The sequence below is a fragment of the Pseudovibrio exalbescens genome (genome assembly GCF_028737195.1).
Classification (GTDB): domain Bacteria; phylum Pseudomonadota; class Alphaproteobacteria; order Rhizobiales; family Stappiaceae; genus Pseudovibrio; species Pseudovibrio zosterae.
Genome location: NZ_JAQZAJ010000001.1, coordinates 488649 through 502743, shown reverse-complemented (window position 1 = coordinate 502743; position 14095 = coordinate 488649). Strand labels below are relative to the sequence as shown.

Sequence of the window (14095 nt, the reverse complement as noted above, 5' to 3'; positions counted from 1 at the left end):
TCAGGCGTTTACTCGTCAGAGCCGTCCTGTGGAGCTTCAGGTGCCTCGGGCGCATCAGGGCTCTCGGGCCCTTCGCCTTCGGCATCCAGATCAATGGCACTGTCGCCATTGCCTTCAACGTCGCTGATGCGTTCCACGGCGACCACCTTCTCGCCCTTTGAGGTCTTGAAGACGATGACACCCTGAGTAGAGCGGCCCGCGATACGAATGCCGTTGACCGGACAGCGGATCAACTGACCACCGTTGGTGACGAGCATGATTTCATCGCTTTCTTCGCAGTGGAAGGAGCTGACCAGCTGGCCATTGCGCTGGTTCACCGCCATTGCAACAATGCCTTTACCGCCGCGGCCTGTGGTCCGATATTCAAAGGAGGATGTACGTTTGCCATACCCCTCCTCGGAAATCGTAAGGATGATCTGCTCGGCAGCGCTCATCTCGATGTAGCGCTCCTGACTGATGCCAGCCCCATTCGCCACCGCGCCGTTTTCCTCACCCTCATCTGTTTCTCCGCGCATTTGACGGGACAGCTTGAGGAACGCGGCACGCTCATCTGAATCGCTCTCGAAATGACGCAGAATGGTCATGGAGATGACGCGGTCCTGATCAGCTAGCGCAATGCCGCGAACACCAACAGAGTTACGGCCGGTGAAGACACGCACATCTGTCGTTGGGAAGCGAATGCACTGACCGGCTGCAGTCGTGAGCAGAACGTCATCTTGCTCGGTGCAGGTCATGACGTTCACGATGCCATCGCCCTCTTCGAGCTTCATGGCGATCTTGCCGTTCTTGTTGATCTGAGCAAAGTCTGAGAGCTTGTTCCGACGCACTGTACCGCGTGTCGTCGCGAACATTACGTCCAGCTCTGCCCACGTCTCCTCATCCTCAGGAAGTGGCAAGATGCTGGTGATGTTTTCACCTGGCTCCAGTGGCAGAAGGTTGATCAAGGCCTTGCCGCGCGCCTGCGGGCTGGACAACGGCAGACGCCATACCTTCATCTTGTAGGCGATTCCGCGCGAAGAGAAGAACAGGACCGGCGTGTGCGTATTGGCAACGAATAGACGGGTGACGAAATCCTCATCCTTGGTCTGCATGCCGGAACGACCCTTGCCACCACGACGCTGTGCCCGATAAGTGTCAAGAGGCACACGCTTGATGTAGCCCCCGTGGCTCACAGTCACGACCATGTCTTCACGCTGGATCAGATCTTCATCGTCCAGATCTCCGCCGCCCTCGGTGATTTCCGTACGGCGCGGGGTGGCAAATTCGTTTTTGACCTCTTCAAGCTCGTTGCGAACAATCTCGAAAACCCGCTCACGTGAGCGGAGAATATCCAGATAGTCCTTGATTTCATTACCAAGGCCATCAAGCTCGTCGCCGATCTCGTCCCGGCCAAGAGCAGTCAGGCGTTGCAGGCGCAATTCAAGGATCGCTCGGGCCTGTTCCTCGGAGAGCTTGTAGGTTCCGTCCTCCTGAACGCGGTGGCGCGGATCATCAATCAGTTGAATGAGCGGCGTTACATCCTTTGCCGGCCAGTTACGCTCCATCAATTGGGCACGAGCTGTGGCAGGATCTGGCGCAGTACGGATGAGCTGAATGACTTCGTCAATGTTGGCAGTCGCAATAGCAAGACCAACGAGAACGTGGGCGCGGTCGCGCGCCTTGTTCAGAAGGAAACGCGTGCGGCGATTGACCACTTCCTCGCGGAAATGGACAAATGCCCGAAGCATGTCCTGAAGGTTCATCTGCTCTGGACGGCCACCATTCAGAGCCACCATGTTGGCGCCAAATGACTGCTGCAACTGCGAGAAGCGATAGAGCTGGTTCAGGATCACGTCAGCAACGGCGTCCTTCTTCAGCTCAATAACAACGCGCATGCCCTGACGGTCGGATTCGTCGCGAATGTCCGAAATACCCTCAATGCGCTTTTCTCGAACAAGCTCAGCGATCTTCTCGATCATGGAAGCCTTGTTCACCTGATAAGGAATCTCGGTGATGATAAGGCTTTCACGGCCGCTACGGGTCTCTTCAATGTCGACCTTGCCGCGCATGACAACGGAACCGCGGCCATTTTCATAGGCACTGCGAATGCCTGCGCGACCAAGGATCAAACCACCTGTCGGGAAATCCGGCCCTGGAATGATCTCCATGAGCTCTGGCAGCGTGATGTCGGGACGCTCAATCAGAGCAATCGCACCATCAATCACCTCTCCCAAATTGTGCGGCGGAATGTTGGTTGCCATACCAACCGCAATACCACCCGCACCATTTACAAGAAGGTTGGGATAGCGTGCAGGCAGCACTTCCGGTTCAGTCTCGGACTGATCATAGTTCTCATGAAAATCGACAGTGTCCTTGTCAATATCAGACAGCTGCGTATGCGCCACCTTCTCAAGGCGACATTCGGTGTAACGCATGGCTGCAGCCGGATCACCGTCAACAGAACCAAAGTTACCCTGACCGTCCACGAGTGGCAGACGCATTGAGAAATCCTGCGCCATGCGAACCAGCGCATCGTAAATGGCGCTGTCACCGTGCGGGTGGTATTTACCCATCACGTCACCGACAACACGGGCGGACTTGCGATAAGGCTTGTTCCACTCGTAGCCATTTTCATGCATGGAATACAAGATGCGCCGGTGCACGGGCTTGAGACCGTCTCGCACATCTGGCAACGCACGACTCACGATAACACTCATGGCGTAATCGAGATAACTGCGCTTCATTTCCTCCGAAATGGAAATAGGCTTGATATCGCTGGGGAGACCACCCTCAGGGGTGCTATTGTCCTGATCTGCCAAGGAATATTCTCATTAATTTCGTTGAGTTAATTTGAGCTAGGTTATAGCCGATTCAATGGCGATCTCCAAATTCCCTAGCCCCCGTAACCTCAAGAGATCACAGGGCATTTTTAATAGGTTGCGTTATCCACCGCAAAGGCACCGCTTAGCCATCAAAGCACAAATGAAAATCACCGGTTTCCGGGGTTCGTGTTGCTAGTTTCATACGGATTTGTTAGCGACGAACCAATACCGATATTGGCTATACTACTGACTCAGGAGAGAGCCTTGCTCGACTTCCTCACCAACTCCTTCGCCATGCTGTTTGTGACCATCGATCCAATCGGCCTGGCCCCCATGTTCTTGGCGGTAACTGCAGGCGCAACCACAGCAGAACGGCGATCAATTGCTATCAAAACCATTATCATTTCTACCGCAACACTGATGGTCTTCTTTGTCGCCGGTCAATCAGTCCTGAGTGTGCTTGGCATTTCACAGCCCGCATTTCAGGTAGCTGGGGGCTTGCTGCTTTTCATCATTGCCGTCGAGATGGTGTTCGAACATCGCACCAAGCGCAAAGCAGAGAGCGCAGAGAAAGCGGTGGAAGAGGATAACGACCTTTCACACGTTGCTGTGTTCCCGCTGGCAATCCCCCTTATTGCCGGTCCAGCTTCCATTTCAGCATTGATCCTGCTGACAGCACAGGCGCCGGGCGCAGCTGGCATCATGGGCCTTCTGGCGGTCATGTTGGTTGTTCTCATCATCACCTTTTTCGTTTTCATTCTTGCCGACAAGATTGAGAAGGTGATGGGCTCCACGGTCCAGTTGATCATTACGCGGTTGTTCGGTGTGCTTCTTGCCGCTCTGTCTGTGCAGTTTGTTGCTGATGGGCTGTTCAATTTGATCGAAGCCCACTTCTAATTCCGCTATCGTCAACCATTGCGAAACATTTGCGCCAATAACCTGAATGCAAAATAGGTTTAAAACCAAAGGACGTTAAAATGGCCATTCTGGTAACAGGCGGTGCTGGATATATCGGTAGCCACATGACCTGGCTGCTTAAAGATGCAGGAGAAAAGGTTGTTGTCATCGACAACCTCTCGACCGGCTTTGAGTGGGCATTGCCAGGTGACGTTCCCCTGATACGGGGTGACATTGGTGATCGAACGCTGTTGGACAAGGTGTTAACCGAGCATTCCATTGAAGGAGTCATACACTTTGCTGGCTCGATCATCGTTCCAGAATCCGTGTCTGATCCGCTCAAGTACTACAAGAACAACACCGCCAACTCCCGCGAGTTGATCGAAGCATGTGTACATCACGGCGTCGGCAAGTTCATCTTCTCCTCGACTGCCGCTGTGTATGGCGACCCGGAAACGGTTCCAGTGGATGAGGACGCCCCACTGCGCCCTCTTTCCCCCTATGGTACGTCAAAGCTCATGACGGAACTCATGTTGAGCGACGTTGCTGCAGCGCACGACTTCCGCTACACAGCTCTGCGCTACTTCAACGTGGCTGGCGCCGATCCCGAGGGACGAACCGGCCAATCAACAAAGAATGCGACCCATTTGATAAAGGTGGCCTCAGAGGCTGCTCTCGGAAAGCGTAGCGAACTCGGCATCTTTGGAACGGATTTTGACACGCCGGATGGAACGGGCGTGCGCGACTACATCCACGTCAGCGATTTGGTTGGCGCCCACTACCTTGCACTGAACCGTCTGCGTGACGGCGGAAACAGCCTCGTAATGAACTGTGGCTACGGCGAAGGCTACTCCGTGCGACAGGTCATCGAAGCTGTGAAAGCCGTTTCTGGCGTTGACTTTAAGGTTGTTGAACAACCACGCCGTCCTGGTGACAGCCCCAAGGTGGTCGCCAAGAATGATCGCGTGCTTAAGGAACTGAGTTGGAAACCAAAGCACAACGACCTGCCTAAGATCGTGGAGCATGCTTTGAACTGGGAAAAGAAGCTCTCTCAGCGCAATACTGAGGTCTAAGCCCGCCTGAACCGGATCTAGATACAAAAGGCCGCTCTCAAGCGGCCTTTTAAATTTCTACCCGTCGTTGACTACTATCGGGTTGGCACTTCAGAAACCTCAACGCCCAAGCGGAACTGATCACCACGGCTCAAGCCGGTGCGAGCAGCCATACCTGCCTCGAACTCCACAACGTAGCGAACGGGCCCGCGTGATGAGATTACAGACTCAGAAAAGGGCTCTGCATTCTCATGAACGTGGTGTACACGCCAATCATCCGTCAAAAAGATGATGTCCAAGGGCAGAGGCGTGTTCTTCATCCAAAAAAGCTGATCCCGGGTGCGCTCGAAAATGAAAAGCATGCCGTGGTTCTCAGGCAGGCTCTTGCGATACATGAGACCCTTCCCGCGAGCCTCAGGTGTTTCCGCAAGTTCGACAGTGAACGCGTAGGTTCCCCGCGCAGTCACCAGATCGAGCTCGCGCACTTTCACCTCAGATGCCCATGAAGAGAACAGCGTCGCCCATAGAGCAACCAAAATCCCAAAGCTACCAAGGATAGAACGGATCAAACTCAACTCTTTTCACTTTACGCTGCCAATCAGTTTCGTGCCGCCAAGCTGAAACGGACTGGCCAGAACGACTGGAGTTCTCTTTCGGCCTCTGAAAGAAAAGTTTCCAGTCGCTACAAAGCATCAATGAGAGGCAGGAATATGAATCCCCAGTCCCATCGGACGTACCTCTGCTGCCATCTTGCCCTTTGGGCCATCGCCAAAACGAACCTGAACCTTTTGCCCAGGACGTAGCTCGGTGATGCCATAGCGCCGCAGTGTTTCCATGTGAATGAAAATGTCTTCAGTGCCTTCACCACGGGTCAGGAAGCCGAAGCCCTTTACCCGGTTAAACCACTTCACCTCAGCCTCTACAAAACCACCTTCCGGAACCACCTGCACGTGTGTACGCGATGGAGGAAGCTGTGACGGATGAACAGCTGTGCTTTCGTCCATGGACAAAATGCGCATTGCCTGCAAGCCGCGTGGTCGATTCAGAACTTCACAGACAACACGGGCCCCTTCGTATGCTGTCTGAAAACCATCCCGACGTAAGCAAGTCACATGCAACAGTACATCCGGCAAATCGTTATCTGGTTTTATGAATCCGAAGCCTTTGCCGACGTCGAACCACTTGATCGTTCCGCCAATCTGCAGAACGTCAACTGCTACGTCGTCGCTCACATCTTCAACGAAACCTGTTTCAGGCGTCGTTTTTATAGCCATTTTAATGCCCCGTAGTCGTTGCCGCATCAAGACCAATCAGTCCGTACAGGGAATGCGATCCTGATTGATTCCTCGCCTTCGAGGATATCATTCGCCAACGGCTGCTCCAGATGAAAAATTAAAAAAGCTTAAATGATCCCCTGCTGTTTTGTTCTTTTTCTCACAGTAGGCACAAGATCCAGTAGGTCTTATGGAGTACTGATTACAAGATTAGCACATCCTACACATCCTGAATTGGTGGATAGATCAGGGTAAGTTTGTGGATCACTTCGTATTAACCAGTTTATTCTGCGAAAGTGACTTTAGCGGAAGGTGCTTTCTCATGGTTTTACCCTAAAGGTCACCTGCTTCACTTTAGCATGCATTGATATCCAGCCGCGCTCTTTTATATTCCCAGAGCGTAACAGTATCTCACTCCAAATAAAGGGCTGACTTAATGCGTTACCTACATACGATGGTTCGGGTCAAAGATCTGGACGAGTCCCTCGATTTCTATTGCAACAAGCTCGGCCTTGAAGAAGTACGTCGCTCCGAAAGCGAAAAGGGTCGTTTCACTCTTGTCTTCCTGGCTGCGCCCCAAGACAAGGAGACCGCAAGTGAGACCAAAGCACCCTTGCTCGAGCTGACCTACAACTGGGATCCGGAGGAATACACCGGAGGGCGTAACTTTGGTCACCTCGCCTACATGGTGGACGATATTTACAAGACATGTGCTGAACTGCAGGGCAAAGGTGTAACCATCAACCGCCCGCCACGTGACGGCTATATGGCCTTTATCAAGTCACCAGATGGCATCTCCATCGAGCTGATCCAGAAGGATGGGCCCATTGAGCCTCAAGAACCATGGGCATCCATGGCCAACACCGGCACTTGGTAACAGGTCCTGATCTGAACGAGAGGGCGCGGCTGATCAGTCGCGCTTTTTCTATGCGAATTATCAACGCCCCTTCCCTTGCAATTTCAATAGGTTATCTTTTTTTATTTCAAACTGTGGATTTTTGTTGGACTGACTATTGCCAGCCAACGGCAATCTGAATATAAACCGCCCCACACAAACGAACGGGGTGCTCCTAACGCCCACGGTTCGAACAGAGTGCGCCCATCGTCTAGCGGTTAGGACGCCGCCCTTTCACGGCGGAAACAGGGGTTCGATTCCCCTTGGGCGTGCCACTCTCCTCCTCCAAATTCCCGACTTTTGCTTATCAGATGAATTTCGTGGCGTCGTGCACGCAGCTCTTCACTTCGTGCTGTGTTCTGGCGAACGAAATAAAAAAGCCCTGCACCCGAAGGTGCAAGGCTCAAAAAGTACTGTTGTGCGAAACCTTAGAACGGAATCTCGTCGTCCATTCCGCCGCCGGGGCCGCCAAAGCCGCCGCCGCCTTGCTGGCCTCCACCGCCAAAGCCGCCGCCCTGACTGCCACCCTGGCCTCCGTCAAAGTCACCGCCATAGCCGCTTCCACCACCGCCACCGAAGTCGCCGCCTTGACCGCCGCCAAAGCCACCACCTTGGCCGCCGCCTTCACCGCGACCGTCCAACATGGTCAGCGTGGAGTTGAAGCCCTGCAGCACAATCTCAGTAGAATAGCGGTCCTGACCGCCCTGATCCTGCCACTTGCGAGTTTGAATTTGGCCTTCGATGTAAACCTTGGAGCCCTTGCGCAAGTACTGCTCAGCCACTTTCGCAAGACCTTCATTAAAGACAACAACCCGGTGCCATTCCGTGCGCTCACGACGTTCACCGGTGCCACGGTCGCGCCAGCTTTCAGAGGTGGCAATGCGTAGGTTCACCACTGGGCGACCATCCTGCATGCGGCGCACTTCTGGATCAGCTCCCAGATTACCTACGAGAATGACCTTGTTGACGCTTCCCGCCATTTAAAACTCCTGCAAGTCTTGGCGAGCGCAAATGCGCCATCGCCATATTCAAAAATCTTTTGCGCAACCTATCTATTCCGAACCAAGGTAGCAAACGGCGAGCTCTTCACAGCCTGTCTTGTCCACACGAGGGAGGCTGAACACCTGTTGGAGCGCGCAGCGACCGGAGGTTGTTCACACATTGTTCTAAATATAACCGGGATTGACGCGGCGCGGCAACACCCTTTTCTTTGGTGGCGGTCAATTATAAAGCCTCCAAGAAATCCCTTGAATGCTGTAGTGTGTTCCGTATATGTTCCAGTTAAATTTTTCACCAACGCATCCCTCTAGCCTGCCCCTCGACAAAAACAGACACAGATTGCTATCTGCATGAACCGCCAAACCACGCAGGCCGCCATACCCGGGAAGGGCAAATGACTACGAAACCATCGCAAGATACGGCCCTTTCCAAGGCCGCCCACGGCGAAGCGAAGATGATCTCCGTTCGAGGAGCCCGTGAGCACAATCTGAAGAATGTGGATCTGGACCTTCCACGCGACAGTCTGATTGTGATGACGGGCTTGTCCGGGTCGGGCAAATCTTCCCTCGCCTTCGACACCATCTATGCCGAAGGCCAGCGCCGCTACGTGGAGAGCCTGAGCGCCTACGCGCGCCAGTTTCTTGAGATGATGCAAAAGCCCGATGTGGATCAAATTGATGGCCTGTCGCCTGCCATCTCCATCGAGCAGAAAACCACCTCGAAGAACCCGCGCTCAACAGTTGGTACAGTAACGGAGATCTACGACTATCTCCGTCTCTTGTTCGCCCGTGTTGGTGTTCCCTACTCGCCCGCCACCGGCCTTCCCATTGAAAGTCAGACCGTCAGCCAAATGGTTGATCGGATCATGGACCTTGAGGAAGGCACGCGCCTCTACTTGCTGGCGCCCATCGTGCGCGGCAGAAAGGGTGAATACCGCAAGGAACTGGCGGAGTTGATGAAGAAGGGTTTTCAGCGCGTCAAGATCGACGGCACCTTCTATGAAATCAGCGAGGCCCCTGCCCTAGACAAGAAATACAAGCACGACATTGATGTGGTTGTAGACCGGATCGTTGTGCGTGAGGATATCGCCGGACGCTTGGCTGACTCACTGGAAACTGCCTTGCAGCTTGCCGAAGGATTGGCAACAGCCGAGTTCGCGGATCAGACCGATGAGAAAGGCGACCCAAAACAACTTGTCTTCTCAGAAAAGTTCGCCTGCCCGGTCTCCGGTTTCACTATTGCCGAAATCGAACCACGTCTTTTTTCGTTCAACAACCCCTTTGGGGCTTGTCCAAAATGCGATGGCCTTGGAACTCAGCTTGCATTCGAAGCCGATCTTGTTGTTCCGGACCCGAACCTGAGCCTTCGCGGCGGTGCGGTTCTGCCTTGGGCCAAGACGGGGTCCACCTCGCCATACTACACCCAGACGCTGGAAGCACTGTGCCGGCACTATGGTCAGTCCATGACAACCGGCTGGTCCAAACTGCCAGAAGATTTCCGCGCCAAGGTTCTACATGGAACGGGCAAAGAAAAGATTGAGTTCGTTTACGACGACGGCACGCGCTCGTACAAGACTGCCAAGCCGTTTGAAGGCGTGATTGGCAACATCGAGCGCCGTTGGCGTGAGACGGATTCCCAGTGGGTCCGCGAAGAACTTTCGCGCTTCCAATCTGACCATGCCTGCGACGCCTGCGGCGGCTATCGCCTGAAACCAGAAGCCCTTGCGGTCAAGATCGACAGCAAACACATTGGCGAAATCACTCAGCTCTCAATCAGGCAGGCCTACCATTGGTTTGATGAAATCGATCAAAGGCTGAGCACGAAACAGAACGAGATTGCCTATCGCATCTTGAAGGAAATTCGCGAGCGTCTGAAGTTCCTCAATGATGTGGGCTTGGAATATCTGTCCATGTCCCGATCTTCTGGCACCCTTTCCGGTGGTGAAAGCCAGCGCATCCGTCTGGCATCACAGATCGGCTCTGGCCTGACGGGCGTTCTCTATGTGTTGGATGAACCGTCTATCGGTCTCCACCAGCGCGATAACGCCCGATTGCTGGAAACGTTGAAGCACCTTCGGGACCTTGGCAATACGGTGGTCGTGGTCGAACACGACGAAGACGCCGTACTGACCGCAGACCATGTGGTTGACGTTGGCCCGGGCGCAGGGATTCATGGCGGCCAGGTTGTCTCTCAAGGCTCACCACAGCACATCATGTCCGATCCCGCATCGTTGACTGGACAGTACCTGAGCGGTGCCATGGAGATTCCAATGCCCGCGAAACCGCGCAAGGTGAACAAGAAGCGTTCCTTGAAGGTGTTCGGAGCCCGCGGCAATAACTTGAAGAACGTTGACGCGACACTGCCACTTGGCACCTTTACCTGCGTTACAGGGGTATCAGGTGGCGGAAAGTCAACGTTCCTCATCGACACTGTCTACAAGGCTGCAGCGAGACATCTGAACGGTTCGCGCGAAAACCCCGGTCCTCATGACCGTATTGAAGGTTTTGAGCACCTCGATAAGGTTATCGACATCGATCAGTCCCCAATCGGTCGCACCCCGCGCTCCAACCCCGCCACCTACACGGGGGCGTTTACGCCGATCCGTGAGTGGTTTGCTGGGATGCCGGAAGCAAAAACCCGAGGATACGCCCCCGGACGGTTCTCATTTAACGTGAAGGGCGGCCGCTGCGAGGCCTGTCAAGGCGACGGTGTCATCAAGATCGAGATGCACTTCTTGCCAGACGTTTATGTGACCTGTGACGTTTGCAAGGGCAAACGGTACAATCGCGAGACCCTTGAAGTGCAGTTCAAAGGCAAGTCTATTGCCGATGTCTTGGACATGACCGTGGAAGAAGCAGCAGAGTTCTTTAGTGCGGTACCGGCTATTCGAGACAAGATGGAAACTCTGGCCCGTGTGGGGCTGGGCTACATCAAGGTTGGCCAGCAAGCAACCACCCTCTCCGGTGGTGAAGCTCAGCGTGTCAAGCTGGCCAAGGAACTCTCTAAACGCTCAACAGGCCGCACGCTGTACATTCTGGATGAACCGACAACCGGATTGCATTTTCATGACGTAGCAAAGCTTCTCGAAGTGCTTCATGAGCTTGTTGAGCAAGGCAATACTGTCCTTGTGATCGAGCACAATCTGGAGGTCATCAAAACTGCCGACTGGGTGGTCGACCTCGGCCCCGAGGGCGGCGATGGCGGCGGACAGATTGTGGCCAGCGGCCCACCACAGGAAATTGCAAAAACACCCGGCAGCTATACAGGCGTGTTTCTTGCAGAACTGTTTGAGCGCCGCACCAAGGCCAAGCGCAGGGACGCTGCCGAATAGCAACCCGTAGCTGCCCCCCCCCTAAAAGTACCTGATTAAAACCCCGGATCGTTTCCGGGGTTTTTCGCATGTGCACAATATAGAGAAATATTCACACGCCGAAAATTCCTGCGAATCCTAGGGATTCATGAGATAAGGCATGCATTTTATTGGTCCGTATTTTGTTGTATTCCAAGAATAAATCCCGGAATTGCACCATTTGTCGCAGTTCATAAAAATACGTCTTTTGGATTGCCATGCTGCTAATGCATATCTGACATGCACAATGATGTGGTGCAATAATCCAAGAACTGTTCTATATCTTTTTTCAGACGCAACGGGGACCTCCTCCCAAACCCCAAGCGTCAAAACATAGCCTGCGGGTAACCTCCTCCCATACCCAAAGGCAAAAGCGTACGGCGATACCTCCTCCCAATTTCGTCGTACAAGAGTTACGCCCGCCGATTCCTCCCACCGGCGGGCGTTCGCTTTTTCAGGACAAATTTTTGACGTGATTTGTTTGAGGCTTAGCACCCTTGGCACTGGCCAGCGCGCGCCTTTGCGGATCAACTCTCAGGTCGAGGAACCTCCAGCTCACTGGATCGAACACGGAACCATTTTTCCAGGAGCATTACATCCGGCGGCATTGCATTGGCGAGACGCCAGCTGTCCACTGCCCACTGTACCCCTTTCTCTTTTTCAGTGATAACCGCCGTCGCGTGCGGATAGCGTCCATCAAGGAAGAAACCACGCGCTACCGGGCGAGAGACCGTATGGTGTTTCAAGAAACCTTGTTCTTGAGCGTAGATGAGCAAACTGGTCGTGTTAGTTGCCTCATCAATGCAATCCATTTGGCCTCGTACGCCAGAATTGCGCATATCAAGACCACCTATGTCTTTTGAAGAGCCAACAATGCGCCCAACGCGCCTCTCCTGCCAGATGATCGCCTTTGAGAGAGCTTCACGCTCTGCTGAGGGAGACGACGCCTTGCCTTTGCTGAAGATCCGCGCCAGCGCTTTTCGGTCCTTTTCAGAGAAAGCTACCACGGTCTTGTAGGTGCAACCAAAACCATGGCAGATATAGATCCGGTTTCCTGAGGGCTCCCGGCCATTCATGGAGCTATACCACGTGCTCGGATTGGTCCCGGCCAAGGTCATGCACCCGGCAAGAACAGCGCACGCGGACAGGGCCGAAATCAGGCCTAAGCGAATCTGCTTCAACTAAGAACTCCAAGACTTGACGAAGAAACCGAGGGACAGCATATCCCGGTTGGCTATTCAAATTATTGCATGCGACAGGTTTGCGCTGTAATCAAGGGCAACAAATCATGGCTGTGTGTAAGCCTTGGACGACTGAGGTCTGAAGTCAGGCCCGCAGAGAGAGCGCACACGCTGCGCCTCCATCTTATTGTACCAACTGGACTCGGAATGACAGAAAAACCAATTCACGTGGTCGGCGGCGGCCTTGCCGGATCAGAGGCCGCATGGCAAATCGCGCAAAAAGGCCATCCCGTCGTACTTCATGAAATGCGCCCACACCGCAAGACTGATGCGCACCAGACAGAAGGACTGGCAGAGCTTGTTTGCTCCAACTCCTTCCGCTCTGACGATGCCGCAAACAATGCTGTGGGCATGCTGCATGCGGAACTGCGCATGGCCAAATCTCTCATCATGAGCTGCGCTGACGCGCACCAGGTCCCGGCAGGTGGCGCACTCGCAGTGGACCGAGATGGTTTCTCTCAAGCGGTTCAGAAAGCGATTGAAGACCATCCCCTAATCGAGGTTCGCCGTGAGGAAGTGCCCGGTGTACCACCGCAAGAATGGGGACAAGTCATTCTCGCAACAGGCCCGCTCACTTCGCCGTCGTTGAGCGAAAGCATTCTCAAGCACACCGATACAGATGCACTGGCTTTCTTCGATGCCATTGCACCGATCGTGCATAAAGACAGCATCAACATGGATGTTGCCTGGTTCCAGTCACGCTATGATAAGGTTGGCCCGGGTGGGACCGGCAAGGACTACATCAACTGCCCCATGACCAAGGAGCAATATGAAGCATTCATTGATGCTTTGATCAGTGGTGAAAAGACCGATTTCAAGGAATGGGAAGCAAACACCCCATACTTTGATGGCTGCTTGCCAATCGAGGTTATGGCGGAACGCGGACGCGAAACGCTGCGCCACGGTCCATTGAAACCCATGGGTCTGACAAATGCCCACGACCCGGAGGTGAAGCCTTATGCGGTCGTTCAGCTTCGCCAGGACAACGCGTTGGGCACGCTCTACAACATGGTCGGCTTCCAAACCAAGTTGAAGTACGGCATTCAGACCGATGTCTTCCGCATGATTCCAGGCTTGGAAAACGCTCAGTTTGCCCGTCTTGGCGGTCTGCATCGCAACACCTTCCTGAACTCGCCAAAGCTGCTGACAGAGCAACTACAGCTCAAGGCGGCGCCGCATGTGCGCTTTGCAGGGCAGATCACTGGCTGTGAAGGCTATGTAGAGTCCACGGCAGTTGGGTGCCTTGCTGGCCTGTTCGCTGTTCACGAGCTCCTTGGTGAAACCATGGAGCTGCCGCCAGCGACTTCGGCCATGGGTGCGATTCTGAACCATATTACTGGCGGCCATATTTCGCGCACTGATAACGAAGGGCCCCGCTCCTTCCAGCCAATGAACATCAACTTCGGCTTGCTGCCACCATTGGAAGAGTTGCCGAAGACAGAAGATGGCAAGCGCTTGCGTGGCAAAGAAAAAAGCCGCGCCAGGAAGCAGGCCATGTCAAAACGCGGCCTTACTGCTTTTGAAGGGTGGATCGCAAAGACCGGCCACTAAGCTTGGTGTACATGAGAAACAAAAAAGCCTCTCTGC

10 protein-coding genes and 1 tRNA gene are annotated in these 14095 nt (G+C 54.0%); 6 read left to right on the top strand and 5 right to left on the bottom strand.

Going from position 1 to position 14095, the window contains the following annotated elements; all coding sequences use genetic code 11:
• Positions 1-8 precede the first annotated feature (8 nt).
• Positions 9-2723: a DNA gyrase subunit A gene (gyrA, locus tag PUV47_RS02460; RefSeq protein ID WP_413697783.1), complete on the bottom strand. Its 2715-nt coding sequence runs from the start codon at positions 2721-2723 to the stop codon at positions 9-11.
• Positions 2724-3065: 342 nt separating this feature from the next.
• Here gyrA and PUV47_RS02455 point away from each other — a divergent pair, with 342 nt between their 5' ends.
• Entirely contained in the window at positions 3066-3698 is a 633-nt protein-coding gene (locus tag PUV47_RS02455) for a MarC family protein (protein ID WP_274216858.1), read from the top strand.
• 80 nt (positions 3699-3778) lie between these two features.
• Complete coding sequence (gene galE, locus PUV47_RS02450; protein ID WP_274216857.1) at positions 3779-4771, top strand: UDP-glucose 4-epimerase GalE; 993 nt, start codon at positions 3779-3781, stop codon at positions 4769-4771.
• Between the two features lie 74 nt (positions 4772-4845).
• Here the strand turns inward: galE and PUV47_RS02445 are convergent, their stop codons facing one another.
• Positions 4846-5319 (bottom strand): DUF192 domain-containing protein, encoded by a 474-nt coding sequence (locus tag PUV47_RS02445; protein ID WP_274216855.1) that lies wholly within the window; start codon positions 5317-5319, stop codon positions 4846-4848.
• A gap of 123 nt (positions 5320-5442) precedes the next feature.
• On the bottom strand, positions 5443-6024 hold the full coding sequence (locus tag PUV47_RS02440) for a cold-shock protein (RefSeq protein WP_274216854.1): 582 nt from the start codon (positions 6022-6024) through the stop codon (positions 5443-5445).
• A 436-nt stretch (positions 6025-6460) separates the two neighbouring features.
• On the opposite strand from PUV47_RS02440, the gene gloA reads away from it, so the two are divergent.
• Both gloA and PUV47_RS02430 read left to right on the top strand, forming a co-directional pair.
• Positions 6461-6901, top strand: a complete 441-nt coding sequence (gene gloA / locus PUV47_RS02435) for a lactoylglutathione lyase (RefSeq protein WP_274216853.1) — start codon at positions 6461-6463, stop codon at positions 6899-6901.
• Positions 6902-7119: 218 nt separating this feature from the next.
• Positions 7120-7194, top strand: a tRNA-Glu gene (locus PUV47_RS02430).
• A 153-nt stretch (positions 7195-7347) separates the two neighbouring features.
• On the opposite strand, the gene PUV47_RS02425 is transcribed toward PUV47_RS02430, so the two are convergent.
• Positions 7348-7899, bottom strand: a complete 552-nt coding sequence (locus PUV47_RS02425) for a single-stranded DNA-binding protein (protein WP_274216852.1) — start codon at positions 7897-7899, stop codon at positions 7348-7350.
• A gap of 413 nt (positions 7900-8312) precedes the next feature.
• On the opposite strand from PUV47_RS02425, the gene uvrA reads away from it, so the two are divergent.
• The gene (uvrA, locus tag PUV47_RS02420; RefSeq protein ID WP_425313725.1) at positions 8313-11249 is read left to right on the top strand and encodes an excinuclease ABC subunit UvrA; all 2937 of its coding nucleotides are present in this window, start codon (positions 8313-8315) and stop codon (positions 11247-11249) included.
• Positions 11250-11794: 545 nt separating this feature from the next.
• On the opposite strand, the gene PUV47_RS02415 is transcribed toward uvrA, so the two are convergent.
• Positions 11795-12448 carry a hypothetical protein gene (locus tag PUV47_RS02415; RefSeq protein ID WP_274216851.1) on the bottom strand — a complete coding sequence of 218 codons (654 nt, stop codon included), beginning with the start codon at positions 12446-12448 and terminating at the stop codon, positions 11795-11797.
• Positions 12449-12655: 207 nt separating this feature from the next.
• Here PUV47_RS02415 and trmFO point away from each other — a divergent pair, with 207 nt between their 5' ends.
• A complete protein-coding gene (gene trmFO / locus PUV47_RS02410) occupies positions 12656-14059 on the top strand; it encodes a methylenetetrahydrofolate--tRNA-(uracil(54)-C(5))-methyltransferase (FADH(2)-oxidizing) TrmFO (RefSeq protein WP_274216850.1) in 1404 nt (467 codons plus the stop codon).
• The last annotated feature ends 36 nt before the right edge of the window (positions 14060-14095 follow it).